The sequence below is a fragment of the Neomicrococcus lactis genome (assembly GCF_014200305.1).
Classification (GTDB): domain Bacteria; phylum Actinomycetota; class Actinomycetes; order Actinomycetales; family Micrococcaceae; genus Neomicrococcus; species Neomicrococcus lactis.
The window spans coordinates 1,976,290-2,002,150 of the sequence record NZ_JACHBL010000001.1 but is presented as its reverse complement, the minus strand read 5'-3'; the positions used below and the strand labels follow the sequence as shown (position 1 = coordinate 2,002,150).

21 protein-coding genes and 3 tRNA genes are annotated in these 25,861 nt (G+C 59.0%); 12 read left to right on the top strand and 12 right to left on the bottom strand.

The features are described 5' to 3' along the window. Positions 1 to 62 precede the first annotated feature (62 nt). The 3 genes from BKA12_RS09015 to BKA12_RS09005 form a co-directional block, all read right to left on the bottom strand. Positions 63 to 1,187 carry an acetate/propionate family kinase gene (locus tag BKA12_RS09015; protein ID WP_183642831.1) on the bottom strand — a complete coding sequence of 375 codons (1,125 nt, stop codon included), beginning with the start codon at positions 1,185 to 1,187 and terminating at the stop codon, positions 63 to 65. Continuing rightward, entirely contained in the window at positions 1,187 to 3,259 is a 2,073-nt protein-coding gene (gene pta / locus BKA12_RS09010) for a phosphate acetyltransferase (RefSeq protein ID WP_183642828.1), read from the bottom strand. Before pta ends, BKA12_RS09015 begins: the two co-directional genes overlap by 1 nt. Positions 3,260 to 3,374: 115 nt before the next feature. Then, on the bottom strand, positions 3,375 to 4,799 hold the full coding sequence (locus tag BKA12_RS09005; RefSeq protein WP_183642825.1) for an amino acid permease: 1,425 nt from the start codon (positions 4,797 to 4,799) through the stop codon (positions 3,375 to 3,377). A 149-nt stretch (positions 4,800 to 4,948) separates the two neighbouring features. Between BKA12_RS09005 and BKA12_RS09000 the strand changes: the two genes are divergently transcribed. Continuing rightward, positions 4,949 to 5,260 (top strand): thiamine-binding protein, encoded by a 312-nt coding sequence (locus BKA12_RS09000; protein ID WP_183642821.1) that lies wholly within the window; start codon positions 4,949 to 4,951, stop codon positions 5,258 to 5,260. A 318-nt stretch (positions 5,261 to 5,578) separates the two neighbouring features. On the opposite strand, the gene BKA12_RS08995 is transcribed toward BKA12_RS09000, so the two are convergent. Further along, positions 5,579 to 7,093, bottom strand: a complete 1,515-nt coding sequence (locus tag BKA12_RS08995; protein WP_183642818.1) for an HNH endonuclease signature motif containing protein — start codon at positions 7,091 to 7,093, stop codon at positions 5,579 to 5,581. A gap of 219 nt (positions 7,094 to 7,312) precedes the next feature. Here BKA12_RS08995 and BKA12_RS08990 point away from each other — a divergent pair, with 219 nt between their 5' ends. Then, on the top strand, positions 7,313 to 7,690 hold the full coding sequence (locus BKA12_RS08990; protein ID WP_183642815.1) for an ArsR/SmtB family transcription factor: 378 nt from the start codon (positions 7,313 to 7,315) through the stop codon (positions 7,688 to 7,690). Further along, the gene (locus BKA12_RS08985; RefSeq protein WP_183642812.1) at positions 7,691 to 9,334 is read left to right on the top strand and encodes a SulP family inorganic anion transporter; all 1,644 of its coding nucleotides are present in this window, start codon (positions 7,691 to 7,693) and stop codon (positions 9,332 to 9,334) included. It abuts the gene before it with no gap. Positions 9,335 to 9,443: 109 nt separating this feature from the next. Here the strand turns inward: BKA12_RS08985 and BKA12_RS08980 are convergent, their stop codons facing one another. After that, positions 9,444 to 10,412, bottom strand: coding sequence for a LysR family transcriptional regulator (locus BKA12_RS08980; protein WP_183642810.1), 969 nt, complete (start codon positions 10,410 to 10,412; stop codon positions 9,444 to 9,446). Positions 10,413 to 10,603: 191 nt separating this feature from the next. Here BKA12_RS08980 and BKA12_RS08975 point away from each other — a divergent pair, with 191 nt between their 5' ends. Both BKA12_RS08975 and BKA12_RS08970 read left to right on the top strand, forming a co-directional pair. After that, complete coding sequence (locus tag BKA12_RS08975; RefSeq protein ID WP_183642807.1) at positions 10,604 to 11,959, top strand: MFS transporter; 1,356 nt, start codon at positions 10,604 to 10,606, stop codon at positions 11,957 to 11,959. A 119-nt stretch (positions 11,960 to 12,078) separates the two neighbouring features. Then, a complete protein-coding gene (locus tag BKA12_RS08970) occupies positions 12,079 to 12,330 on the top strand; it encodes a hypothetical protein (RefSeq protein ID WP_183642804.1) in 252 nt (83 codons plus the stop codon). On the opposite strand, the gene BKA12_RS08965 is transcribed toward BKA12_RS08970, so the two are convergent. Together BKA12_RS08965 and BKA12_RS08960 are read right to left on the bottom strand one after the other, a co-directional pair. After that, entirely contained in the window at positions 12,327 to 12,695 is a 369-nt protein-coding gene (locus tag BKA12_RS08965; protein WP_183642801.1) for an RNA-binding S4 domain-containing protein, read from the bottom strand. The genes BKA12_RS08970 and BKA12_RS08965 overlap by 4 nt on opposite strands. Positions 12,696 to 12,709: 14 nt before the next feature. Next, positions 12,710 to 14,191 carry an NCS2 family permease gene (locus BKA12_RS08960; RefSeq protein WP_183642799.1) on the bottom strand — a complete coding sequence of 494 codons (1,482 nt, stop codon included), beginning with the start codon at positions 14,189 to 14,191 and terminating at the stop codon, positions 12,710 to 12,712. A 158-nt stretch (positions 14,192 to 14,349) separates the two neighbouring features. Here BKA12_RS08960 and BKA12_RS08955 point away from each other — a divergent pair, with 158 nt between their 5' ends. Beyond that, a complete protein-coding gene (locus tag BKA12_RS08955; protein ID WP_183642795.1) occupies positions 14,350 to 15,333 on the top strand; it encodes a universal stress protein in 984 nt (327 codons plus the stop codon). Positions 15,334 to 15,354: 21 nt separating this feature from the next. Here the strand turns inward: BKA12_RS08955 and BKA12_RS08950 are convergent, their stop codons facing one another. Further along, a complete protein-coding gene (locus tag BKA12_RS08950) occupies positions 15,355 to 17,259 on the bottom strand; it encodes an NlpC/P60 family protein (RefSeq protein ID WP_183642792.1) in 1,905 nt (634 codons plus the stop codon). Positions 17,260 to 17,643: 384 nt separating this feature from the next. On the opposite strand from BKA12_RS08950, the gene BKA12_RS08945 reads away from it, so the two are divergent. Beyond that, positions 17,644 to 18,804, top strand: coding sequence for an IS1249 family transposase (locus tag BKA12_RS08945; RefSeq protein ID WP_183639812.1), 1,161 nt, complete (start codon positions 17,644 to 17,646; stop codon positions 18,802 to 18,804). A 141-nt stretch (positions 18,805 to 18,945) separates the two neighbouring features. Here BKA12_RS08945 and BKA12_RS08940 read toward each other — a convergent pair whose 3' ends face one another. After that, on the bottom strand, positions 18,946 to 19,974 hold the full coding sequence (locus tag BKA12_RS08940) for a C40 family peptidase (protein WP_183642789.1): 1,029 nt from the start codon (positions 19,972 to 19,974) through the stop codon (positions 18,946 to 18,948). Between the two features lie 244 nt (positions 19,975 to 20,218). Next, positions 20,219 to 20,614 (bottom strand): metallopeptidase family protein, encoded by a 396-nt coding sequence (locus BKA12_RS08935; RefSeq protein ID WP_183642785.1) that lies wholly within the window; start codon positions 20,612 to 20,614, stop codon positions 20,219 to 20,221. 152 nt (positions 20,615 to 20,766) lie between these two features. Between BKA12_RS08935 and BKA12_RS08930 the strand changes: the two genes are divergently transcribed. The 5 genes from BKA12_RS08930 to BKA12_RS08910 all read left to right on the top strand — a co-directional run bounded on the left by BKA12_RS08930 (position 20,767) and on the right by BKA12_RS08910 (position 22,974). Beyond that, a tRNA-Glu gene (locus BKA12_RS08930) sits at positions 20,767 to 20,839 on the top strand. A 76-nt stretch (positions 20,840 to 20,915) separates the two neighbouring features. Beyond that, positions 20,916 to 20,989, top strand: a tRNA-Asp gene (locus BKA12_RS08925). Positions 20,990 to 21,044: 55 nt separating this feature from the next. Then, a tRNA-Phe gene (locus tag BKA12_RS08920) sits at positions 21,045 to 21,117 on the top strand. 165 nt (positions 21,118 to 21,282) lie between these two features. Continuing rightward, the gene (locus tag BKA12_RS08915; RefSeq protein WP_183642782.1) at positions 21,283 to 21,792 is read left to right on the top strand and encodes a hypothetical protein; all 510 of its coding nucleotides are present in this window, start codon (positions 21,283 to 21,285) and stop codon (positions 21,790 to 21,792) included. Positions 21,793 to 22,332: 540 nt separating this feature from the next. Next, a complete protein-coding gene (locus tag BKA12_RS08910; RefSeq protein ID WP_183642779.1) occupies positions 22,333 to 22,974 on the top strand; it encodes a DUF305 domain-containing protein in 642 nt (213 codons plus the stop codon). A 94-nt stretch (positions 22,975 to 23,068) separates the two neighbouring features. Here BKA12_RS08910 and BKA12_RS08905 read toward each other — a convergent pair whose 3' ends face one another. Together BKA12_RS08905 and BKA12_RS08900 are read right to left on the bottom strand one after the other, a co-directional pair. After that, the gene (locus BKA12_RS08905; protein WP_338087482.1) at positions 23,069 to 24,949 is read right to left on the bottom strand and encodes a glycoside hydrolase family 13 protein; all 1,881 of its coding nucleotides are present in this window, start codon (positions 24,947 to 24,949) and stop codon (positions 23,069 to 23,071) included. Between the two features lie 138 nt (positions 24,950 to 25,087). Then, positions 25,088 to 25,825, bottom strand: a complete 738-nt coding sequence (locus BKA12_RS08900; RefSeq protein WP_183642776.1) for a FadR/GntR family transcriptional regulator — start codon at positions 25,823 to 25,825, stop codon at positions 25,088 to 25,090. Positions 25,826 to 25,861: the final 36 nt, after the last annotated feature.

Sequence of the window (25,861 nt, the reverse complement as noted above, 5' to 3'; positions counted from 1 at the left end):
TTCATTTGTTCGTGACGTAGCTCACCCGGCGAGTGTCCTGCGACTTACGCGACTTACGCGATCTACGCGATGAGCTCCGCTGTAGCTCCGGCGATGGCGGCCTCTTCGTTGGTCGGCGCCACCAGGATGGTGATGGCGGAGTCCTCAGTGGAGATGCGGCGAACCTCGGGGGAGCGGATGGCGTTCAGTTCGGGATCGAGCTTCGCGCCGAGTACCTCAAGCGGCTTGCACACGCGCTCGCGGAAGACGATCGAGTTTTCACCAATGCCTGCAGTGAAGACGATGGCCTGAGCGCCGCCGACGGCCACGTGGTATCCAGCGATGTACTTGGAGAGTCGGTAGGCGGCTGCCGTCAGGGCGAGCTCGGCTTGCTCGTCGCCCTGCCCTACGCGATCAGTCACGGCGCGCATGTCTGAGTCCCCAGCCAGCGCCAACAGTCCCGACTTCTTATTGAGGAGAGTGTCCATTTCCTCGGCCGTGAACTCTTCGCGCATGATGAGCTGCGTGACGATCGACGCGTCGAGGTCGCCCGAACGAGTGCCCATGACCAAGCCTTCGAGCGGTGTGTAGCCCATGGACGTATCAACGGAAACGCCGCCCTTGATGGCAGTCACGGAGGCGCCGTTGCCGAGATGGCAGATGACGGCGTTGAAGTTCTCTCGTTCCACGTCCAGGTAGTCCGCGGCCAGACCGGTCACGAGGTCGTGGCTAGTGCCGTGGAAGCCGTAGCGTCGGACGCCGAACTTCGAGTACAGCTCGTCGGGAACTGCGTAACGCCAGACGTGCTCGGGAAGCGTGCGGTGGAAAGCGGTGTCGAATACTGCGACCTGCGGCAGGTTGGGCCACTTCGCGGTGATCGCGCGGATGCCCAAGACGGCTGCCGGGTTGTGCAGTGGTGCCAGCGGCGCAAGACGTTCGATGGCACGAGTGATCTCGTTGTTGATGAGCACCGGCTCGGAGAAGCGCTCGCCGCCATGCACTACGCGGTGACCCACGCCTTCGATCTCGCGATCGCCCAAGACTTCCTCGATGCTTGCCGCAACGATGTCTAGCGCTTGTCCGTGATCCTTGATCTCGGAAATGCCGATGCGCTCAATGAGGTCGGACGTCAGCACTTCTTCAGTCTCTGTGTCCCGCACCTGGTACTTCAGCGACGATGAGCCTGAGTTGATGACCAGAATGAGCATTAGGACTCCTGAGCTTGGATCGCCGTGATGGCTACGGTGTTGACGATGTCTTCGACGGTGCAACCGCGCGAGAGGTCGTTGACGGCCTTGTTGAGGCCCTGCAAGATCGGACCCACGGCCACAGCGCCAGCGGATTGCTGCACTGCTTTATACGTGTTGTTACCGGTATTGAGGTCCGGGAAGATAAACACGGTGGCTTGTCCCGCAACGGAAGAACCGGGCAACTTCGAGGCGCCGATGGACGCATCCACAGCGGCGTCGTACTGGATAGGACCATCCACGGCCAAGTCAGGAACCAACTCGCGAACTAGCTCCGTGGCCTGGCGGACGTCATCCACGGCACCGCCGGAACCGGAGGTACCCGTGGAGTAGGAGAGCATCGCGACGCGAGGCTCCACGCCGAACTGCTGCGCGGTCTGCGCGGAGGCTACGGCGATGTCGGCAAGCTGCTCGGCGTTCGGCTCCGGGTTCACGGCGCAGTCGCCGTAGACCAGCACGCGATCCGCGAGGAGCATGAGGAACACCGAGGACACGATTTTCACGCCGGGTCGGGTCTTGATGAACTCGAGCGACGGGCGAATGGTGTTGGCGGTGGTGTGAGCGGCGCCGGAAACCATGCCGTCCACGAGGCCCTTGTGAACCATCATGGTGCCGAAGTAGGAACGCTCCACCATGCGCTCGCGGGCCTGCTCAATGGTGATGCCCTTGTGAGCACGCAGTTTGGTGTATTCCTGCGCGAAGTCCTCTAGGTATTCGCTCTTGGCCGGATCGATGATCTCGATGCCGGACAGATCAAAACCGTGCTGGTTGGAGAGTTCGCGAACCTCCTTGAGATCGCCCAAAATGACGAGCTCGCAAATGCCGCGGCGGTGAATGATTTCCGCGGCTTCGAGGATGCGGACGTCCTCGCCTTCCGGGAGAACAATGCGGCGCTGCGCCGTGCGTGCTCGCTCAATCAGGCCATGCAGGAAACGCAGGGGAGTCATGGTGGTAGGCGCCGGCAAATGCATGCGCTCCAGCAGCTCTGCTTCGTCGATGGATTTGTACCACTGGCCCAACGCCGCGGCGATCTTGCGTGGCTGGCCGCTCGAGAGCTCGCCGCGCACTTCCCACACCTTGTGGGCGCTCGTGTAGGTGTCGTCGGGGGAAGTGAAGACGGGGAACGGGGCCTCGGCGAGCAACGGCAAGACAGTATCTTCAACCGGACGCGGACCGGTGAGCAGAACACCTGAGGTCGTGGGGAAGGTTGGCGTGCGAGAAGTCGCGATCGCCGTCGTCAAAATATCTGAACGGTCCGCCGGGGTGATGATGAAGGACTCATCCACCAAGCGTTCCAAGAAGTAGCCCACGTTCATGGCGGCTACCAGGACGTGCTTGACCTCGCGGTCCAGCATCGGGGTTCCGGCGATGAGCTGCGCGCCCAGTGCGGAGGTGATTTCGCCGACCGTGGGGTTCACGATCTCTTCGATTTCCGGGATCACGTAGACCTTGCGGTTGTGAAGACCGGGACGCGCTTTGCTCTGAAGCTCAGTAGCCTCAGCGGCGTTCGCGCGGTTCACGATCATGGACAGCAGCGAGACCTTCTCGTCGTAGAAGGACGAGCGCGCTACGTCAATAGCGTCCACTGCTTCGTCGACGGTGAGACCGTGTGCGTTCACGACGCCCACGACGTGGCAACCGAGGTGGTTGGCGAGACGCGCGTTGAGGTCGAACTCCACGGCGAAATCGTGGCCGGTGAGGTCCGTGCCTTCGACAATCACGATGTCGCACTCGGCAGCGATGGATTCGAAGACTTCCACGGAGCGCGAGTAGATCTCTTCCGTTTGACCGGACACGATGAGCTCGCGGCTTGCGGTACGAGTTAGGCCTGCGCGGGCGCGGCTTGCAGGAAGTTCAAAAGCGGAAGCCACCATCCGAACGATCGGATCGTCCGCGACGTCCGCGGCTTCAGTAATAGGACGGAAGAAGCCGATGCGATCCGCATGACGGTGCAAGAGATCCGCCAACCCTAGGGAAATTAGAGACTTGCCGGAAGAGGAAGTTGTTGCACTGATATAAATCCCGCGAGCCATGCGAATCCTTACTGAATGGATTGAGTCCTGAATTGGCTCAAGACGGTGCAGGAATCAATTCAGAACGGATCAACTCCTGCGCAGTCTGAGTTAGACGATATTCGGGAAGCGCTTCTTAGCGGTTGCGCGTTCCTCCTTTATCTTCCCACTCCAGCGATTCCAATTCGACTCGCTGATGTCCAGATTTAGGAATCCACACGTTGTATGCGATGGTCAACAGCACGAGCCAGAGGACGCCCACGATCAAAGCGGTGCGGCCGCTTGGGGTGAATGCAAGAATCACCATGACCAAAGCCATGAACGCGAGGGTGATGTAGGTCAAGGTTGGCCACATCGGGAAGTGGAAGGCGCTTGGCTCGTCGCCATTTGCCTTCATTTCCAGACGCATGCGGTGGTGTGCCACGAGAATCATGACCCAGGTGGTGACGGTCGCGAAGGTTGCGATGGATGCCACTACCAAGAACAAGGCGTCCGGAATCAACAGGTAGGCAAACAGGCCAAGGATCATGACAGCCCCGATGATGAAAACGGGGAACAGCGGAATGCCATCGCGGTTGGTGTGCAAGAACGACCGTGGCGCCTGTCCCTGTTCTGCCAAGCCGTACATCGTGCGAGTTCCGGCATAGAAGATTGCGTTCATCGCGGAAAGCGCGGCGGTGAGTACCACAGCATTCATGACGTGCTCAGCGGCTGGAAGGCCCAGCTGACCGAATACCTGCACAAACGGCGAACCTTCTGCACCGATCTGGTTCCACGGGATCAAGCAGAGCATGACACCGATGGACAGAACGTAGAACACCAAGATTCGGAAAGGAACGGTGTTTACGGCTTTCGGAATTGCCTTCTCTGGGTTCTCGGCTTCACCAGCGGTCATACCGAGTGATTCCGTGCCGCCGAAGGAGAAGACCACAATGCCGAGGCTCATGATGATGCCCCAAGCGCCAAGCGGTGCAAAGCCACCGTGATCAACAAGGTTCATCACACCGGTTTGGTGTCCGCCAACGCTGATTCCAAAGATAATCAAGTACAAGCCACCAATAATTAGGGCCACAATTGCCGTGATCTTGATGGAAGTGAACCAGAATTCAAGCTCACCAAAAACGCTCACGCGCAGAAGGTTCAGTGCGCCAATGATGAGCATCGCAGCCACCATCCACACCCATCCGGGCGTATCTGGGTACCAGAAACCCATGTATTTGCTGACCGCGGTCATATCCGCGATGGCCACAATCATCATTTCGAACGCGAAGGTCCAGCCAGTGATGAAGCCCCAGTAAGGGCCAATAAAGCGGTCTGCGTAGTTCGCGAAGGAACCAGCAACCGGGTGCCGCACGGCCATTTCGCCGAGCGCGCGCATCACGGCCCACACGGCGAGGCCAGCGATGATGTAGGAGATTAGAACCGCGGGGCCGGCTGCCTGAATGGTTTCCGATGAACCATAAAAAAGGCCCGTACCGATAGCGGTTCCGAGGGCAATGAATCGAATATGGCGAAGCTTGAGGCGCCGTTGAAGGTGGTCTTCGGATGTTGGGGTAGTCATGGGCCCGATTTCCGTGCCGGCCGTCTTTGGCAAGCACTGATGATAAGCGAATCATAGGTGCTCTTGGGGTTGTCCCATGAGCCGTAGCGATTTTTCCACTAAGTTGTCGCGTACGCCACTTTTCGCCAAGAAAGTGCCATGCTGAAGGCATGATTGTTGCCTTTTCTGTTGCCCCTAGCACCTCAGATGCCGCCGGTTCCGTGCACGATGCCGTCGCCGCTGCGGTTCGCGTTGTTCGCGAATCCGGCCTCCCCAACCGCACCTCGAGCATGTTTACCGAAATCGAAGGCGAATGGGACGAGGTTATGGACGTCGTCAAACGAGCCACGGAGGCGGTAGGCCAGTTCTCCGGCCGCGTTTCCCTGGTACTCAAAGCGGACATCCGCCCCGGCCACACCGGGGAACTCGACGGCAAGATTGAGCGACTCGAGCGCGCGCTCGCAGATAGCGAGAATTCCTAACCCCTCAGACGGAATTACGACGCCGCAACTCAGCTCTCTGCCCGAGCTGCGGTTGAGTGCCACTGAGCATTGTCTGATTCGAACTCTAGTGGCGTCTGATTTCTGGCCCAACGCTGTTGCTTAGCGTTGGGCCCTTCTATTTGGTTTTCAAGGCAACATGAACTTCGCACTCACACTGGTTGCGGTGTGCGGGTTGTTGTCGCGGGCAGGATGGACCCCATTCGGCGGCCCTCTTCGTGCGCACGGAAGCGTTGCTTGTGCGCGGGATACGACTCCTCGGTTGCTGTGGTTTTCCGGACAAATCTCTTGGTGATGCGGCTAGTTCAATTCGTGGCGGGGCTCATCGTCAGCCGTGCCTGTATCTGCGCTTTGGCCGGCGTCAGCTCCGACCAGTTCGGGGTGGAAGTGGTAGTTGCGTCGTGGTTTCTGATCGGGGTCGACGGCTTTCGGCGGAACCCAATAGGGCACACCTCTACTCATGTCGATCTTCCATGGGGTGTCATGCACTAACTTGTGGTGGAAGTGGCAGACGAGGACACCGTTTTCGATGGTGGTTGGTCCGCCTTTACTCCATTCCTGGACATGGTGGGCTTCGCAACCATCCGCCGGAACAGTGCAGCCAGGTGCCGAACACCCAAGATCCCTCGCGTAGAGAATCTTCCGCTGCTCCGTCGTGAAGAGTCTTTGCGGTGCGCCGACGTCGAGGACTCGTCCTTCACCATTCAGAACTATTGGCAAAAGATCCGCGTTGCAAGCGATCCGTCGAATCAAGCCTGGATCGATCGGTCCGACCTGCGCCGAGTGTGATTGGAACGTCTTGTGCGAAGCAATCCGACCCTGCAGCGTCTCCGAGTCGATCGTCACCATGACCTGCGGACGTAAGCCACCATTCTGTGGCAGCTTGTTCGTGGACAGCCCGGCTTGAATGGTTCGCATGAGCCCATCGGCAAGCTTCTGTGGACGCGTGCGGGTGTCTTTCAGTTCCTTCGCGACGGCATCTTCGTTTGATGGGCTCGAAACGGCGTCGTCGAAGAGCGTTTCGGATGCCGTGCCCGATCCACCGTTGCCGCCATTGGTGGTCTTGATGCGTGGATTCGCTTCGAACGAGGAGCCCGCGACGAGGGTCGCCCACTGCTCATCATCAAGATAAAACTCGCCATGGTTCAACCCGTACTTCCGGCCAATCAGGTGGAGTCCTTGAAACTGTTTAGCCAGTTCCGAGGTTGGCTGCACGTTCTTGGTGTTGAGGCGGTTCAACCAGTTCTTACCCACGGTCGTCACCAGAGCTGCTCCGCCTTGATGCTGGGCCTGGACGAGGGCTGCTTCCATGTCCCGCCGCACCTGAGCTGTATCTGAGTCAGGTGTGGCATTAGCGAGGACTGTAGCCTTATCAAGCTCACGAATCATGGTTGACGCCACGGACAGGCTGGTGCCACCACTGTTGAATAGCTCGGCTACGGCCGGATACTTCGGAGCAACTTCCTGACCATATTCGTCCGTGCCGGATAGGAGCGCATCGGCCAGGGCCACGCGTCGTCGGATCTCGGACTTCGTCACGCCAAGCCGCTCAGCCAAACGCTCTTCGGGGGTTTTCGTGCGCAATCGCGTACCCACACCAGCAGCTTCAGCGTCCTGCACCGCACGAACAAACGCCGCAGCGGCATGAACCTGAAATCGCGTGAGAAACCGGGATATGGCCTCGACAGCGTCGGCATAATCAGCCCACTGGTCATCGCTGAGTCGGGTCAGCTGGGTGTCACTGAGGGAGTCGAACTCAGTCCGCAATGAGTCTGAGTGGGTGAGCATTCGTTGGAGTAGTGGCGTGGTGGTCATGCGATCAGCCCCCGTAGGCTCCGGATCGAATCGATAACTCCATCCTATCGAAGATACAAACGAAGCACCATGAAATACGCTAATTTGTGGATAAGTATTTTTCCTTCACCCACAGTTATAGATGAGATGTTCGGTTATCCACAGTGTGTGCAGAAGCAGGGCTCCGCCGTCGTAATTTAGGTACGGAATCCGTCCATAAAGCGATATGATGAAGTCATCATGTCACTAACTGATCACTCCCGTCCGCTTTACGAAGTGAAGGCCGGACTATTCAAGGGTTTGTCCCATCCACTTCGCATCAGAATCCTCGAACTGCTGGCCGACGGCGAGGAACATACCGTCGCTGAACTGCAGGCTGACACGGCGCTTGAGGCGTCGCACTTGTCACAGCATCTTGCGGTCATTCGCCGCTACCAACTGGTGACGTCGCAACGCCGCGCCAACCATGTCTACTACCGCCTCGCCTACCCGCAAGTGGCGAATATTTTGCAGCTTGCACGAGAACTGCTCGAGCAGATCCTCGATGATTCGTCCGAACAACGGGAACACGTTGCTCAACTGCCGGCCGTCAGCCAGCACGGAAGCCAGGTCAGCTAAATGGATACGAGAACTTCTCTCTTCCCCTCAAAGTCGGACTATGCGCTGGTCAAGCGCACCTGGCGCGGCGATCTCCTCGCGGGCATCACGGTGGGCATCGTTGCCCTACCGCTCGCCTTGGGATTCGGTATCTCCTCAGGCGCTGGCGCTGAAGCTGGCCTGATTACCGCGATCGTCGCGGGCATCATCGCAGCGGTCTTCGGCGGTTCCAATGTTCAGGTCTCCGGACCCACCGGGGCCATGGTGGTGGTGCTCGCGCCGATCGTTGCCTCGCATGGCGTCCCCGCCGTAATCCTCGTGACGCTCATGGCCGGCATCATTGTGGTGGCTGCCGGATTCCTGCGCCTCGGTAAGGCCGTCTCCTTCATCCCGTGGCCGGTGATCGAGGGCTTCACGCTCGGCATTGGCGTCATCATCTTCTTGCAGCAGATTCCCGCACTGACGGGTCCCGGCGGAAACCTCACGGGTCATACGAACGTGGCCGTGTCCGCGTTCTTGAGCCTCATTCATGCGGATCCGGTCTACCTCATGTGGGCCGTGGCCGCCGTGCTGATTGTGGTGGCTTGCATGGTGGGCCTTCCGCGCTTGCACAAGGCGATCCCGGGTTCGCTCGTTGCTGTGATCGTGGTCAGTCTTCTCGCAGTCCTCATACCTAACCCTCTTGCGAATATCGGCGCCCTCCCCAGCACCTTCCCCGCGCCGACCGTTCCCGCACTGAATTGGGAACTCACCCAGTCTTTGATGGTTCCGGCGGTTGCCGTCGCGGCGCTGGCGGCGATCGAGTCACTCTTGTCCGCACGCGTTGCCGCTTCCATGGCGGACACTGGACCTTACGATCCTGACCGCGAACTCGTGGGCCAAGGCCTCGCGTCAATCGGTGCGGGCCTCTTCGGTGGCATGCCGGCAACCGGCGCCATCGCCCGCACCGCAGTGAACGTAAGAAGCGGCGGACGCACCCGCGTTGCCGCAGTGTTCCACGCGGTAGTCCTGTTGCTGATTGTCACGCTGTTTGCTCAGCCGGTGGGATTCATCCCGCTGGCCGCCCTCTCTGGCGTCCTCATGGTCACGGCCGCTCGCATGGTGAACGTCGCGATCGCAGGTTCCATTCTGCGTTCCACTCGCGCGGACGCCCTCGCCTTCGTCGTCACGGCGATCGTGACGGTCTCCTTTGACCTCATCGTTGCCGTCGTCGTGGGCATGCTGCTCGCGGGCGTCTTCGCTATCCGCAGCTATGCTTCGGCGGCCGGCGTGCACCGCGAAGATCATCTTCCCGGCGACGCCGAGCCTGGCGACGAACGCATCGCGCTGATCGTGATCGACGGACCGCTCTTCTTTGGTAGTGCTGACCGCGTTCTGGACGAGATCGTGAAGACCAAGGACGTTTCCGTGGTGATCCTGCGCTTGTCCCGCCTCGACACCGTGGACGCCACCGGCGCCAACAGCCTCGTAGAAATTGTGCAGCGACTCGAAGCGCGCGGAATCACCGTGATCATCAAGGGCCTGCGCGAGCAACACCTTGAGCTGTTCACTCGCATCGGCGTGATCTCGGCCCTGCGGCACGAAAACCACTTGGTAGCCGACCTCGATGCGGCAATCGTGCACGCACGCAGCCACATTTGCCGGGAAATCGCCAAGATCGCCTAGGCCTAGTTCAGCAATCCCACATAAAGACAACGAAGGACGCTTCGAGCCAACGCTCGCGGCGTCCTTCCTTGATTGCGACGACGATGCCCCGGTTAGGCGATTGGCCCAGCTAGGAGAGGCCCTCGGAAGGCGCCCCCAAGAACGGATTCGGCCCTTCGCCCACCAAGAACGGTTGCGCCAAACTGACTGCATCACGAATGGCGCGAACCACGGCCGCCACGGCAGGCTGCTGCAGATTCTCAGGCCGCACTACCAGCCAATACGTCAGCCGCTGCCGAGTCGAGGGCAGCAGCCGCACCAAATCAGCATGCTCCGCCGCCATGAACACCGGCAAGAACCCAATACCCGCACTGGCCCGCGTGGCATACACGTGCACAAAAACGTTCGTGGACGTCACGGAATCCCGCATACCCGGAAGGATCTTGCGCGGCGTATCCAGGTCATCCACTTGTAGCATCGAATCAATGAAATAGACCAGCGGCGACCGCAAGACTTCCTCCAAGGACGTCGGCGCCTTATTGGCAGCAACCCACTCTCGAGAAGCAAACAGCCCCAGCTCGTACTCGCCGAGCTCAATCACTTCGGCCCGCTGTACCTGCGGCTCGCCCACCACAATTTCCATGTCCAAGCCCGTGCGGATTTGGGAAGCACGGCGCGTAGTCGCCACAATCTCTACGTTGAGATCCGGGTTAGTTTCGCGCAGCTTGGCCACCGCGGGAGCAATGATGTACGCACTGATGCCGTCCGTCGCGGACAAGCGGACCACTCCGGAAATGCCGCGGCTGGTTTGCGTCTCACTCGTCAACGCCGAGACAGCAGAAGCCACCGAATCCGCGGCCACCACGGCCCGGCGTCCCAAGTCAGTGAGCCGCCAGCCGCTCGAGGTCCGCACTAGAACGTGGGCTCCCAAGGACTTCTCGAGCGCCGTGATCCGCCGGGACACCGTGGTGTGGTTCAAACCCAATTCGTGCGCGGCCTCAGAAAAATAGCCGGTCTTCGCGACGGCGCGCAGCACCAACAAGTCATCAGCGTTGGGAGAGCCGCCAGGGGACTCAAAACCCGGATCTACAGGGGACAACGCAATGCCACCGCCTCTCAAGCAGCACGAAGAACAGCACGAAAATGTGCAAAATTCACTTCACGCCGACCACTCTATCTGCAAAATTGCAGGTATCGCGTGCAGTGTTGCTCATTGCCGTGCGCAAATATACAGGGCATAGTTTTCGTGATCACTTTTGTGATTCTCATCACTACACCTCAGGAGATTCCATGAGCGCAACTTCGAGCGCCCACACCAATCAGACGGGTCTCAAGCGAATCGTCAGCGCGTCGATGGCTGGCACCGTCGTTGAATGGTATGACTTTTTCCTCTACGCCTCCGCGGCGGCCCTTGTTTTTGGCACCCAGTTCTTCCCGCAGACGGGTAACGCACTGGACGGCATCATTGCAGGCTTTGTCACCTACGCAGTTGGCTTCGTCGCGCGTCCGCTCGGCGGCATTGTCTTTGGCCAGATCGGCGACCGCCTGGGCCGTAAGTTCACGCTTCAACTGACCATCATCATGATCGGTGTGGCCACGGTCCTCATGGGCTGCTTGCCAACCATCCACCAGATTGGCTACTGGGCACCGGCGCTCTTGGTCATTCTTCGCTTCATCCAGGGCCTCGCCCTCGGCGGCGAATGGGGCGGCGCTGTCCTCCTCGTAGCTGAGCACTCTCCAAACGAGAGCCGTGGCTTCTGGTCATCGTGGCCGCAGGCCGCCGTTCCGCTTGGCAACTTGCTCGCTACCGTGGTCCTGTTCATCATGCGCTCGACGTTGAGTCAGGAAGCCTTCCTCGCATGGGGTTGGCGCGTAGCGTTCTGGCTTTCCGCCGTCGTGGTTGTTGTTGGTTACATGATCCGTAAGCACGTTCAGGAAGCCCCAATCTTCGAGCAGGCAAAGGCCGAAGTTGAGCAGACCAAGTCAATTTCCTACGGCGTTGGCGAAGTGATCAAGAAGTACCCTCGCGGCATCTTGACCGCCATGGGTCTTCGTTTCGCGGAGAACATTCTCTACTACATCGTGGTCTCGTTCTCGATTGTGTACTTGGGCACCCTCAAGGTAGACACCGCGGCTATCCTGGGTCTCCTCGCGATCGCTCACGTCTGCCACTTCATCTTCGTCCCGATCGTCGGCTACTTCGCTGACAAGGTGGGCCGCAAGCCGCTGTACATCGCCGGTGCAGTCCTCGGCGCCACGTGGGGCTTCTTCGCTTTCCCGATGTTCGACACCAAGGAACCGATCGTCATCTTGCTTGCGATCATCATTGGTTTGGCCTTCCACGCCCTCATGTACGCAGGTCAGCCTGCCATCATGGCTGAGATGTTCCCAACGCGTATGCGTTATTCGGGCGTCTCGCTGGGCTACCAGGTGACCTCGATCGTCGCTGGCTCGCTCGCACCGATCATCGCCACCACCATCCTCAAGAACACTGGTGGCTACTTCGGCATCAACATGTACTTGTTGGCCGCCTGCGTCATCACCTTGATCGCAGCGCTGACCATGCGTGAAACCAAGGGCAAGAGCCTCCACGAGGTGGACGCTGAAGAGCGCGCCGCTCGTGAAGGTGACGCAGTCACTGCCTAACGCAAGTAAATAGCGCGTCTCTAGCGGCGTCGTCGTACTGGATTTTTTGAGTACGACGGCGCCGCTTGCGTTGCGCGCCTACCCTTCGCCGGTACGGGGTCAGCTCAATAATGGGAAGCATGGCGTCCAAACATTCCCTCGGTTTTGCCGAGCGCATCCTGCCGCGCGTACTGGTTTCGCTGGTGCTCGCGTTCGTCGCGGCTACGGCGAATGGGATCGCGAGCAGGCATTACCTGTCCATCGTGACGTTTGTGCTGGGATGGGTGGTTTTCGCGTTCGTGTATTCCGGCTGGACGTCGCGCGTGCTCTCGCGGATGGATACGGAGCAAACGGGCAACCACGCGGTGTCACTCGCGCAGGGCGGAAATTAGTCCTCAACCCACGATGTGCGGAGGCGGTCCATCTCGCGGCGGTCCTTCTTAGTAGGACGGCCGGCGCCGCGGTCACGCACAGGAACTTGCGGAATGGCGAGCTTGGGACGCGGAGGAGTGTGGTCGATGTACGCGCTTTGCGCAGCGTCTGCGCCCACGCGCTTTTGGATGACCTTCAAGACTTCGAAGGTGCGCTCCCACCCGGATTGACGGACGCGAATGGTGTCTCCGGGGACGATTGTTTGGGCCGCCTTGACGGGGTTCCCATTGAGCCGCACATGGCCTGCGCGGCACGCCGCGGTTGCGGCCGATCGCGTCTTGTAGACGCGGACCGACCACAACCATGCGTCGATGCGATCACTCATGAATGAACGAACGCCTAGACGTGCAGCGCGTTCTCGATCACGCCAATGCCGAAGAACAGCACGAACGCGGCCGCAACGGCCCACATGAGCGGGTGAATTTCCTTGCCGCGGCCCTGTACGGCGCGGATGAAGACGTAAGCGATGAAGCCAGCGCCGATGCCGTTGGCGATCGAGTAAGTGAACGGCATCATGACGAACGTCAGGAAGGCTGGGATAGCCAGTCCAACGTCAGACCAGTCGATCTTCGTGACCTGAGAGATCATCAAGAATCCCACGGCTACAAGAGCCGGTGCAACCGCTTCAAACGGAACCAAGTTGATAAGCGGGGTCAAGAACATCGCGAGCAAGAACAGCACGCCAGTGACGATCGAAGCGAGGCCCGTTCGAGCGCCTTCGCCGATACCGGCGCCGGACTCGACGAAGACCTGGTTCGAGGAGATGCCGGAGGCGCCACCAGCGACGGCACCGAGAGCATCCACCATGAGGACGCGGTCAACGTTAGGGACGTTTCCGTCCTTGTCCGTGGTGCCTGCCTCGTTAGCCAAGCCCACGATGGTTCCCATGGCGTCGAAGAAGATGGACAGCAGGATCACGAAGGCGAGAAGCGCAGCTGCCGTCACGCCGAGCTGGCCAAAGGCGCCGAAGACGTCAACGTGGCCAATGAGGGAAAGGTCCGGAAGGGACCAGCCGTTGAGCTGCGGAACAACCAAGGACCAACCTTCTGGGTTGACCTTGCCGTCCGCGCTGACCGAAGGGCCGATCTTGAAAACGGCTTCGAGGATGTTGGCAAGAAGCGTGGCGACGGCGATGCCGATGAGGATAGCGCCCTTGATGTTGCGCACCATGAGGGCGATGGTCACGAGCAAGCCCACCACGAAGACGAGCGTTGGCCAGCCGGTGAGCTCGCCGCCGTGGCCCAAGCCTACGGGAACCGTGGTGCCTGCGGCGTCAGGAAGACGGCGCACAAAGCCGGAGTTTACGAAGCCGATGAGGGCGATGAACATACCGATGCCCACCACAATGGCGGTCTTAAGGGACGCGGGAACCGCGTTGAAGACGGCGGTTCGGAAGCCGGTCAGCACCAGCACGAACATGGTGAGGCCGGCCAAGAGGACCAAGCCCATCATGGATTGCCAGCTCAACTGCGGGTTGGTTGCCACCGTGATGGCACAGAAAGCGTTGACGCCAAGAGCCGTTGCCATCGCGAAGGGGTGCTTACCCCAAGCGCCCATCAGGATGGTCATGATGCCAGCCACCAAAGCGGTAGCGGCGGCGACGCGGCTGAGGCCCAGAACCTGGCCGGATCCGTCAGCGCCGGAGAGCACCAACGGGTTGAGGACCACGATGTAGCTCATGGCGAAGAAGGTAGCGAGGCCACCGCGAATTTCGCGGCTGTAGGTGGAGCCTCGTTCGGAGATCTTGAAGTATCGGTCCACGGCTCCGAGCGTGGTGTTGGTCGAGGCCGATGTCCTCGAAGGTGCGGTGCGATTGTCCATGTTTCAAGCTTAATCTGCTAGGGGTCTCGCCTAAGAATAGTGTGGCGATCGTCATTTTCTACGCTGTGTAAAAAATATTCGCTTTTTCACTAGCCGGGCGCCGAATGGGGGTGTTGAATAGAGGTATCTCGAATAGTCCACTTAGTGAGGAGTCACTCATGACCGAGATCCCGACTACCAACGACTCCGATGTTGGCCGCGCTCGCGGCGAATCATCAGACGCAGCAACGGCCAATGGCGTGACTGTTGGCGTGGATGGTTCAGAGCAGTCTCTGAATGCCCTGCAGTTCGCGGCTCAAGAAGCTTCGAACCATGACCTTCCCCTCAATATCGTCACCGCATACAGCATCCCCGTTTTCGCAGCCTCCAGCATGGACGCTGGCTACGCAAGCATGGATGACGAAGCCTTCCGCGCTAGCGCCCTCGAGACCGTCGAGGACGCAGCGTCCCACATTAAGCAGTTCATAGGCGACGGCTTGACCGTCCGCACCTTCGTCGAGTCGGGAGACGCCGCGGGCGTGCTCTTGGACTTCGCAGAAGAAGCAGACCTCATGGTGGTTGGTCGTCGCGGTCGCGGTGGCTTCATGGGCCGTCTCCTCGGCTCCGTTTCCACCGCCATCCCGGCCCACGCCAAGTGCCCGACCATCATTGTGCCACTGACCGCGAAGGATCGCACCAACACGAAGGACGTCATTGTGGTGGGCGTCGACGGTTCCGACCGTGCACGCCTTGCCGTCTTGAAGGCCGCCGAACGTGCGCTCGCAGAAAACGCGACCCTGCGCGTGGTCTGCGCGATTCCTCCACTCGGCGGTTCCCTCGCTTGGGTGCCAGCCACGGTGGATCAAGAAGCTGTCTTCCGCGAAGTGCGCGAGCAGCTGAGCGCCGGCGAACGCTGGCTCAAGAGCTACTACCCGGACCTCAAGTTCGAGTCCGATGTCATTGAGGGCGCGCCAGTTGAGGTGCTCATCGATGAATCCCGCACCGCCAAGTTGCTGGTTACCGGCTCCCGCGGCCGCGGCGGATTCACGGGCATGCTCCTCGGCTCCACGAGCCAAGGCGTGCTCTTCCACGCACAAGGTCCCGTCATGGTCATTCCAGACGGAGAAGATCCACGCCTAGAAGAACGAAAGAACTTCAGCTAGGCAAAGGGCTTCAATAGCGAATTAGTAGCGCCCCGCGTACGGGTACACGTTGTACATGCCGCCGTAATTCAGCGGCGTGACGGATATACCCATTTGCGGGTTCCGCGCGTGCACAATCATGCCGTCGCCTAGGTAGATGGCAACGTGATACATGGACGCGCCACCGTTGGAGCTCCAGAACACCAAGTCACCGCGGCGCAGCTGGGTAAGTGGCACTTTGGTAGGTGCATTGAAGTACTGGCTCGACGAAGTGCGCGGCAGCGTCACGCCGGATAGCGCGAACGCCGTCTTCGCGAAGGACGAGCAGTCGTAGTAGTTAGGCCCGTTGGCGCCGTAGCTGTAACCAATTGAATTGTTATTCGCCGTCGCGATCGCCCAGGCAATCGCCGCTTCCTTGGAGCCGGTCGTCGGCGCTGGTGCAGGTGCCGGCTTTGGAATTGCTGTTCGGGTTGGAGACGGAGTTGGCGTAGCGGTCCGCGTAGGTGTTGGAGTCGGCGTCGCAGTGCGCGTCGGCGTTGGGCTAGCCGTTCGGGTTGGAGTTGGGGTCGGCGTAGCCGCACGAGTCGGTTGAGGCGTGACGGTAGGCGCTGGTGCCCGGGTTGGCTCCGGAGCTTGAGTTGGCGCTGGCGGAGTTTGCGCCGAGGACGACGACGCAGCTTGAGTCGGGCGCGTAGGCTCAGCCGGGTCGGACGGAATTGCCGGAACACTTGGCTGAGCAGGAACGGTTGGCTGAGCAGGAACGCTCGGCTGTGTCGGGTTCGAAGGCTGCGCAGGCGTGGAAGGACGTACCGGGGTGGCTGTCTGTGTGGCGTTCAATGCTGGAGCCGCCGGAGTAGAACGAACTACAGGACGCAAGGAGTTAGCCACGGGGGAAACGTCCGGAACCTCGGCCGGGCGGGTGAGCGGCGTCGTCGTATTGGATTCTGAATCGAGCGCCGCCAAATCCCGCAGCGTTTGGCTCGCGACATCCGAGCCGGGGGAGAGAGCGCCGTCCTGGGCGGCGCCATGAGGCGTGGACGCGAGTGCCGCCTGCAGCGCTTCTTCGTTGTGCGCCGCAATGAGCTCATCCGCGCGCTTGGACTCGTCCGACACCGAGGTGCCGCGGGCCTCCGCAAGCAACGCAAGAATCTGTGCGCGGGTTTCTTCCTGAGCGCGACGCTGAGCTTCGTAACGGTCCGCGCTCTCGCGGGCGGCCGTGGTGATGCGATGCTGGATGTCAGACGCCTTCGTGGCCACGGACTCAAGCCCGCTCGCGTAGTTCTGCCAGGAAGCGGCGAGGTCGGCGGCTGCCTTGGACGCTGTCAAAGTCTGCGCGCGGTTGGCCGTCAGAGCGTCAAGCGTCGAGGCCTTATAGATCACGTCATTGTTGTTCGAGGAGTTGAACAGCGCAGAAAGCGCTGGGTTCACTCCGCCCTGACGGTAGAGGTCGCCGGCAAGTTTGCCCACGGATTTCTGGAGGGCTTCGTAAGACGCTTGCGCCTCGGCTGCGTGAAGACGCGCTTCTTGGGCGGTCTTGGTGCGCGTGGAAGCGGCCTCATTAGCGGCCGTTTGGGCATCCAGCGTGGAAAGGGCGTCGGCCTCGGCTTTGGCCAGCTGGGTTTCGGAATGGAGAAGGGCCTGATCGAGTCGGGATACAAGCGCCTTGAGAGCCGACGTGTTGCGGCTCTGAGGATCAGCTGCAAGTGCCTTGGCGCGAGCGATTTCGGTGGCGCTCGGGAGCTCAACCGCTGGTTGCGCGGGGGACTGAGGCTGCGCAGGGAGCGCGACGAGGGACTGCTGCCAGGACAGGTTGGCGGTTTCCGCAGAAGCGGCCGGTGCGAAGATCAACATTCCGCACAACAGGGCTCCGCAGAGCAAAGTGCTGCTGACTTGCGTGGCAGTATGCGCTGAACGGGCGAGCATACGAGTCACTTGAGGTTGAATCACGGTCATCCTGACGCCAAGGAACGGGGCAGCAGTTCCAAGCGAAAGGACCGTTGGTATGACCCTCAACAATGAACGGTGCGAGTGTTCAGATGTTACGGACTTCAAGTAACGGGGAGGTCACTTATACGTCACAGCTTGATAACTACAGTCTTCAATGTAAGCGCTAAAAGGACAAGGTTCAACCCCAAGGTTAGGGATTTCCCACCGCAAGTTTAAATAACAAGAATGTCATTTTCACATGCAACACGCCGTGAAGCACGCTTAAAAGACGATCGCGTGGAACCGGGGTTATAGGACATTAAAGTGTGTCTGATGGGGCTTGGTTGCCTTTATCGGCGCGGCTAAACGGGTGTTGGCATACTTTTCGTTGTTTATTCGGGAAGCGTGGTTGACAACGAGCGTTTATGCGTCCTGTGTGGTGGCGGGCTGAAAAGGAACGGTTCCACGAGTGCTGGAGCTACCAGGTATCGCTGTAAATCGTGTGGCGCGAGTAGTTCTGAACGGATACAACGCGTCGACGTGCGTCGACGCCACGAGCTCTCCCGATTCCTGGAATGGCTGCTGGGAAACAAGACTCAATCCCAAGTCGCTCAGGGCGTGGATCCACGCTCGTTTCGTCGCTCCACACACTGGTGCTGGAACATTACTCCCGCGATCGAGGTCACCGGAGAGATCTATCCGGAAGTCCAGCTCGACGGCATCTATCTCGGTTCCTGGTGTTGCTTGATCGCGATCGCTGGCGAACACGTCATCGGTTATCAATGGTGTGACACGGAAAAACGCGTGGCGTGGGAACAGCTCCTAACTCGTTTCCCCGCACCAGATTTGGTCGTGATTGATGGTGGTTCCGGGCTGGCATCCGCGCTGAAACATTGCTGGCCCGAGACCCCTGTTCAACGCTGCCTGGTGCATATTCAACGCAACGTGCGCGTGCTGATCACGATGCGCCCCCGCACGACCGCGGGCCGCGAACTACGGGCTATTTCCCTTGCCCTGACACGGATCACGAGCCAGGATCAAGCGCGTGCATGGCTACTTGCACTCAACCAGTGGCACGGAAAACATCACCAGATGCTGAACGAGAAAACCTACCGTTCGCACCACCGTGGTTCGCTGCCGCAAAGCGTGAGGCCGCACCAGCGCTGGTGGTTCACACACGACCGGCTACGCAAGGCCTACCAACTCCTCGAGCGCGCCAGCCAACAAGAAGTCCTGTTCACCTATCTCAAAGACGAGCACCGCTCACGGAACGCCTCATCAACAACGAACAGGATCGAAGGAGGCATCAACGCGCAGCTACGCAATCTTCTACGCAACCATCGCGGACTGACCCCTGAGCACGCTAAACGAGCCGTGGAATGGTTCCTCTACAAGCACTCCCAGAACCCAGCACCAGCCCACCAACTCATCAAAAAAGAACACTACGAGCCCGTCGCCTACACGCAAGAAATCGAGGAACACATCGGACCCGCAGAACTCGGAACAGGACTCAACGCAAACGAAGGACTCTGGCACCGAAAAGGATGGGCCGGCCGCGCCTCCTAAAAAGACACGCCCGACCCAGACACACATTTATGTCCTATAACCCTGGAACCGGGAATATTCCGGTTCCACGCGATCGAGGTGCATCTCAGAGGTTGTGTCTACTGGAGGTCGCCCTTGGTGTGACTCTCCGTGATGCGGCTATTAGTAGCGCACGCCGTAACGGTAGATGTTGGTCATACCCGCGTAGTTCATCTTGGTCACGGAGATGCCAACTGTTGGGTTACGAGCGTGAACGATGTTGCCGTTACCGATGTACATGGCCACGTGGTAGAAACTACGGCCGCCGTTAGACGTCCAGAAGATCAGATCGCCGACGCGCAAGTTGCTCAATGACACCTTGGTGCGGGAGCCTGCGTATTGCATAGACGAAGTACGTGGAATGGTGATTGCGGACTTCGCCATTGCGGTCTTAGTAAAGGCGGAGCAGTCGAAGTAGCGCGGGCCAACGTAACCGTACTTGTAGAGGTAGTAGTTGTTGTTGGCCGTCCTGGTAGCCCAGCTGGTTGCATAGGTCTTGGCTAGAGCGGTAGAAACGCTGGTTCCGAGGTTTGCAGCGGATCCCAATGAGGCAACTGATGCGCCCTGGGCGCCTGCCTGCGTGGTCTGCGTGCCGAATGGATCGGCAAGCGGAGACGTGGAGTTGTCTAGGGCAAGAGGTGCTTGCGTAGTGGCAGCTTCCAACTCTGCATCAGCTGCTGCTGCGAGACGTGCCTCGGAGCGCTTCTTTTCCGCCGAGGCGGAGGTGCCGTTAGCCAGCGCGAGCTTGGCGTAAGCGGCATTGTTTACCTTTTCGACCTGAGCGGACTTGGATTCGTAGTCCTTGTTTGCCTTTTCGGCGGCAGCGGCAGTGCTCGACTCGGAGTTCAAGCCCTCGAGGGTGGCTGCTTCAAGCTGCTGAAGTGCCTTGCTGTTGCTGTCGATGACTGCATCGATCCTCGCGGCAAGTGCTGCGCGGTCCGTGGCGGAAGCGGAAGTGATCGTCGCTTCGGACGGAAGAGAGCTGACAGAAGCAACGTTGATATCGGCAGCGGATACGGTGGCGCTGACGGTTGCTTCGCTCTGGGTGGTGGTTTCGGCGGCGTTAGCAGCTGGTGCTGCCGAGCCGGCTACGACGGCGCTGCCCACTAGAAGTGTGCTAGCAAGGGTGCTGAAGGTCTGACGGGCCCGCATAGGCTTTCCTGACTCTCGGGAACAAGGTCACGGTGAATCAACTCGCCCATGCGGGTTCTGAATTCGGTGGCACGATCACCAACGGAAGGTGTGTGCCAGAGAATCATTTAGCTCTTCATCGAGGAGAACGTCCCTCGGGAAGATCACGAAATGATCACCGTTTGATAAAGATTAGGCAACGGCAGGTGCCTTTGCAAGATCCTCCGTGGCTCACAGGAACCGAAAAAACGTGAAACGACTGTTTCTAGCCCCATCCCAGGTCGTGCAAAAGGTCGTCGTCAATGCCGAAATGATGCGCAATTTCGTGAACAATCGTGATAGCTATTTGGGTCTCGACCTGTTGAGCAGATTCACAGATTTCTAGGATCGACTCTTGGTACAAAAAAATATGATCCGGCAACTTCCCTGCATCCCAACCCCAGGTGCGCTCAGTCATGGGGATTCCCTCGTATAGCCCCAAAATATGGCCGACCATGAAAGGCGAGCTGGCGTCGTCGTCTACTCCGTGGATAGCGGGATCGTAGCGATCCTCAATGAAGACCGCAACATTTTCCAATTTCGTCATGACTGACTGCGGCATCCTCGCGAGTGCTCGCTCGACGCACTGCTGGAACTCGTCACCGCTCATCTGAAAGGCCATAAAAAGAGCCTAGCTGCGGGGCGCGAGGGGGATTGTGGCGCAGATCGCACGAAAGAGCTTGATTTCAGTTTTGCGGATCGGCATTTATGCCCGTATAGTTGATACGGTCAACTTAGAGGAAGTCGAGAAATCTGCTTCTGACGAGTGTCCTTGCCCCCATCGTCTAGCGGCCTAGGACACCGCCCTTTCACGGCGGCGGCACGGGTTCGAATCCCGTTGGGGGTACGCAGGATCAGATTTCACCAAAGGTAAAAACTCTGGTAAAGTTTTGGTCTTGTGAACGAAGAAAAATCGTTCAAATGGCCCTGTAGCGCAGTTGGTTAGCGCGCCGCCCTGTCACGGCGGAGGTCGCGGGTTCAAGTCCCGTCAGGGTCGCTCTTTCTTCCGGAGCGACGGAAGACAGTACAAATGGCCGGGTAACCGGCCATTTGGCTCTGTAGCTCAGTTGGTAGAGCGTTCGACTGAAAATCGAAAGGTCACCGGATCGACGCCGGTCGGAGCCACTGAACCCCCGCGTAGCTTCTACATCGCGGGGGTTCAACTTTTAACTGATCGGGTTGAGAATCTTCCCTGATGCTTCTTCAGGAATCCGTCCCCCGCACCTATAACCCCTCTGGCATTCGAAGCCCTCATCTCTAACTGTCATAGCGGTTAGGTACTTTTTAAGTATGAACTGGGAAGACGATGATGGGGTACTTGGGCCAGCGCGGACGTTGCTAGCCGCCGTTCGAACTTTGCATGTGCGCGGTGCTCACCGCATTCAGATCTTTCCTCATATGGCCGCCTCGGGGATGTACTGGCGCTGCCCCATTGTGATTGACGGCGTGGATCCTTTTTCGGTAACAAGTAAAGAACTGAATTATTCGAGTGGTGGTGGCTGGGAGCTTCCCGGGTGTTCCACTTCGCAACCCATTAGCTACTTGAAAGCAGCAAACCGTTTGTGGACGGCGCTGACGGAAGAGCAACGGAAGCGCGCCGTTGTTCCGGATCCGGACTACGTGCGCTGGTATGCCGGCTTGCTCGCGTATCTCTGCGACGATGAAATTCCGTACCTCTTCGGCGACGACTATGGACCCTCGCCTCTCGATAGTGGATATATGGGCGTCATGGGGCAAACATATAGCCATCTACGCAATGACTATGGGCTTCCACCGGGAAACTCGCTGGCTTGGCACTGAGGTACATATACCCCGTGGGGGTAATTGTGCTAGTCTTTTAACTGTGACTAATTGCGGTGTCCCGACGTGGTGAATTGGCTAAGGCCTCTTCTTACCATCATCGTCTTGATGGCCCACTATGTAGGGTGGGGCGCTATCACGCATGACTTTTCTTCGGTGACCGTTACATCTCATTCCGCTCATCATCACACCGTGCAGGCAGCAGAGTTTTCTTCGATCGCAACGTCCCCTCATAGCACCGATAGCGACCACGGGTGCATGACGAGCAACTGCCCTATGAAGCCGGTTGCAGATTTCAGGGCCGCATCGAATGCACCGCAACTTTTCCCCTGGACTCCCGCAGAAGTTCGGCCGCCCGTGACCACCCGGTCATTGTGGCAGTCTGAACAATTCGTTGAGCAGCGATGTGCACTAATTTCCCAAGCACCACCGGATTTAAATCAGCTCTGTATCAGTCGGACGTGAGTTGCATTGCGTCGAAATATATTCGGCAAAAAGCCCACAAAACTTACCTCTGATTTTTGATTGGAAATGATCAACATGAAAACCACCACCAAGCGATTCACAGCGCTCGCAGGAATTGCCCTAACTGGTTCGCTCGCCCTAGCGGCATGCAGTTCCGGATCGGGAAGCTATTCGGTTTCTTCCAGCCCTGCGACAGCAGCCTCAAGTAGCGCCAGCAGCCAGCTCGGGCAGAACAGCGCTCACAACGTGCAAGACGTCATGTTCACGCAGATGATGATCCCGCATCACGAACAAGCCGTCGCAATGAGTGACATTCTGCTTGCCAAGAGCGGCCTGAGCCAAGAAATGACCACGCTGCTCAACAACATCAAGAAGGCTCAGGGCCCCGAAATTGAGAAAATGAACGGCTGGCTCAAGGCGTGGGGACAACCTGCAATGATGTCCAACTCTGGACATGTGGGCCATGGCAATGGCATGGGCATGGACGGCATGATGAGCGACGCTGACTTGCAAAAACTTCGTGACGCCAACGCAACCGACGCCTCAAAGCTCTTCCTAGAGCAAATGATTCAGCACCATCAGGGCGCCATCGATATGGCCCTTACGGAAGTTTCCGGCGGCCAGAATCAGGAAGTGGTCACTTTGGCTAAGTCTGTAGTAGCTGACCAGCAAACCGAAATTGACCACATGAAACAGATGCTTGCTGGCATGAAGTAGCAGTCCAGCCGTCAAATAAGTGTGCGCTCTCCGCGACTAACTATGTCGATGCGGAGAGCGCACACTCGTCTTTAATTGGAGAAGCCCCGAATTCCTAGGCTTGCTCGAGCCACACGGCAGAATCTGCCGCGAGCTGTCCCTCGTACACGGCCTCATCCTGCGAAGCGAACTTCACGGCATAGCCCTCGGGCAGATCCACCGGAGCGGAAGACGTATTCGCGAGCACCGTGATGGGGCCATTTGTGAAGGCGAGAATTCCCTTTTCAGGTTCGTTGATTTCCGCCCATTCGAGCGTGCCCATGCCAAGACCTTCGGCCCGACGCAGCTCAATCAGCTCGCGGTACAGCTCAAACGTGGAACCCTCCACGCCGACCTGCTGATCCGCTGCATAGTGGCGGTAGCTTTCCGGCTGAGGTAGCCATGGCGAGTACGACGCCGCAGCTTCAGCAGGTGCCCCACCTTCCGCTTCGAGATCGGCATTTGCCGTAGCCACCACGTCGAAGCCGAAGCCTGGACGGGTGGAATCCCATGGCATCGGGATGCGGCAGCCGTCGCGGCCACGCTCTTCACCCTTGGTGCGGAAGAAGGAAGGATCCTGGCGCAGCTCGTGTTCCAGCGTGGTGTGCTCAGGCAAGGACAGCTCGTCGCCCTGGTACACGTACGAAGAACCGGGCAGCGCCAGCATGATCATGGCGGCGGCACGGCCGCGAGCCCAACCAAGCTTCTCATCTGGCTGTTCGTCCTCGGCTGCGATGCCCTTCGGGTACGTGGTGGGATCGCTCAAGCCGAATCGCGAGGAGTGGCGCACGGTGTCGTGGTTGGAAAGTACCCAAGTGGCCGGCGCCTGAACAACGGCTGCTTCCTTGATGGTCTCATCCACGTTGTCGAAGATGCGCTGAGCATCCCAGCCGGCCAGCAAGAAGCCGAAGTTGAACGCCTGCTGCATTTCGTCTTCGCGGACGTAGCGGAAGATGCGCTCCATCGGCTCTACCCAAGCTTCGGCCACCATCATGCGGTCGCCTTCGTACTTGTCGAGAACCTTGTGCCATTCGCGGTAGACCTGGTGCACGCCTTCTTGGTCGAAGTACGGCGAGCCGGTCTTCATGTTTCCGCTGTCATCCACGGCGTCGCCGGAGACGAGGTCAGAGACGTCCTCATTCACTGTGCTGAAGTGGCGGTTCTCAGCGACAGCCGAGTCAGCTGGAACGGAGGCGTCCTGCGCGGAAGAAGCTGCGGCGTCGTGCTCCTCGCCTGCAACCATCGCTACCTTGTCGCGGAAATTCGGCAGGGCAGGGTCCTTGATGAGGCCGTGCGCCACGTCAACGCGGAAGCCGTCCACGCCGCGATCCAGCCAGAATTCCAGCACAGATTCCATCTCAGCGCGAACCTCAGGGTTGTCCCAGTTCAGGTCAGGCTGCGTGGTGTCGAAGAGGTGCAAGTACCACTGACCCGGCTTACCCGCATTGGGTCCGGCAACTTCGGTGACGCGAGTCCATGCGTCGCCGCCAAAAACGGACTGCCAGTCATTTGGTGCTTCGTCACCGTTTTTGCCCTTGCCATCGCGGAAAATGTAACGCTCTCGGGCGGCCGATCCCGGCTCAGAGGCCAACGCTTCCTGGAACCACACGTGCTGGTCTGAGGTGTGGTTGGGTACAAGATCAACGATGACCTTGAGGCCTGTCTCGTGAGCGGTGGCAAGCATCGTGTCGAAGTCGGCCAAAGTACCGAAGCGCTCATCCACGTTGCGGTAATCGGCTACATCGTAGCCAGCATCATTCTGTGGCGACGTATAAAAAGGAGAAAGCCAGACGGCGTCCACGCCCAAGTTCTTGAGGTACGGAATTCGGGAGCGCACGCCATTGAGATCGCCCATGCCGTCACCGTTGGAATCGGCGAAAGAGCGGGGATACACCTGATAAATGACCGCATCTTTCCACCAAGTGTGCGTTGACGTGCTGTTTTCCGTTGGGCTCACAAGAACTCCCTGATGATGAGGCGGTAAGAAGAGGGGCCATCTCCTGCGGGAAACGCCGCAGAGATGAACCTTCGGACAAGTCTAACCATGAGGTGTAAACGTTTCCACCCGTACGGACGTCCTACCGTTGGAGAAGCGTTATCGTTGTTTCATGTCCTCGGTGGCGGTGCCGTAGAACCACTCAATGTGAGACCGAAGTAGCCGCGCGGCGTCGTCCAATTGGTTGGACTCAAATGCGTCGAGAATCCCGTGGTGTTGATGGCGGAGTTCGGTGGCGAGGGGCAACCAGGCTTCGTCGGTAGGGATGGAATTGGCCACGTAATCGCGAACTGACAGACGTACGGATTCCATCATGGCTTCCAACACAGCATTCCTGGAGAGCGATGTCAGCAGCACGTGGAATTGCGTGTCGAGTTCGTGGAAGACGTTTCTATCCAGTTTGGGGTCGTCCATTCTCGCCAACAGCTCATGAGCTTGAGCTAGCTTCGCGAGAGTTTCTGGACTGTCATCGATGACAGCTTCAAGTGCGGCACCGGTTTCCAAAATGATGCGGGTGCGGACAATCTCCTTTACGGATAGTCCCCGTGAAGCCACATGCAGGCGGAGGGCGGCGGCCAGGCCCGCCACGGGCTCGGAAATGATGATGGTCCCAGAATTGGGGCCCGAACCCGTGGATGAACGGACCAGTCCCAGGACACCAAGAATGCGGATGGCATCCCGCACGGATGCTCGGGACAAATTGAACTCGGCCGCCATGGAGCGTTCGCTCGGGAGACGGTCGCCAATGCTCAGTTCGCCTGACCGAAGCTTTTGCTCAATCGCCTCTAGAACCACTTCGTAGGCAAAGGATGAACTCTCGCTTGATGATTCTCCCATTTGATTATTCTTTCACGCAGAGAGTGCCGGACCGAA

Coding starts and splice junctions, on each gene's coding strand:
- BKA12_RS08955 (WP_183642795.1), top strand. CDS start 14,350: ATGACCGAGATCCCGACTACCAACGACTCCGATGTTGGCCGCGCTCGC.
- BKA12_RS08990 (WP_183642815.1), top strand. CDS start 7,313: ATGTCACTAACTGATCACTCCCGTCCGCTTTACGAAGTGAAGGCCGGA.
- BKA12_RS08940 (WP_183642789.1), bottom strand. CDS start 19,974: ATGCGGGCCCGTCAGACCTTCAGCACCCTTGCTAGCACACTTCTAGTG.
- BKA12_RS08995 (WP_183642818.1), bottom strand. CDS start 7,093: ATGACCACCACGCCACTACTCCAACGAATGCTCACCCACTCAGACTCA.
- BKA12_RS08970 (WP_183642804.1), top strand. CDS start 12,079: ATGGCGTCCAAACATTCCCTCGGTTTTGCCGAGCGCATCCTGCCGCGC.
- BKA12_RS09005 (WP_183642825.1), bottom strand. CDS start 4,799: ATGACTACCCCAACATCCGAAGACCACCTTCAACGGCGCCTCAAGCTT.
- BKA12_RS08900 (WP_183642776.1), bottom strand. CDS start 25,825: ATGGGAGAATCATCAAGCGAGAGTTCATCCTTTGCCTACGAAGTGGTT.
- BKA12_RS09015 (WP_183642831.1), bottom strand. CDS start 1,187: ATGCTCATTCTGGTCATCAACTCAGGCTCATCGTCGCTGAAGTACCAG.
- BKA12_RS08960 (WP_183642799.1), bottom strand. CDS start 14,191: ATGGACAATCGCACCGCACCTTCGAGGACATCGGCCTCGACCAACACC.
- BKA12_RS08915 (WP_183642782.1), top strand. CDS start 21,283: ATGAACTGGGAAGACGATGATGGGGTACTTGGGCCAGCGCGGACGTTG.
- BKA12_RS09000 (WP_183642821.1), top strand. CDS start 4,949: ATGATTGTTGCCTTTTCTGTTGCCCCTAGCACCTCAGATGCCGCCGGT.
- BKA12_RS08935 (WP_183642785.1), bottom strand. CDS start 20,614: ATGGCCTTTCAGATGAGCGGTGACGAGTTCCAGCAGTGCGTCGAGCGA.
- BKA12_RS08975 (WP_183642807.1), top strand. CDS start 10,604: ATGAGCGCAACTTCGAGCGCCCACACCAATCAGACGGGTCTCAAGCGA.
- BKA12_RS08985 (WP_183642812.1), top strand. CDS start 7,691: ATGGATACGAGAACTTCTCTCTTCCCCTCAAAGTCGGACTATGCGCTG.
- BKA12_RS08910 (WP_183642779.1), top strand. CDS start 22,333: ATGAAAACCACCACCAAGCGATTCACAGCGCTCGCAGGAATTGCCCTA.
- BKA12_RS08965 (WP_183642801.1), bottom strand. CDS start 12,695: ATGAGTGATCGCATCGACGCATGGTTGTGGTCGGTCCGCGTCTACAAG.
- pta (WP_183642828.1), bottom strand. CDS start 3,259: ATGGCTCGCGGGATTTATATCAGTGCAACAACTTCCTCTTCCGGCAAG.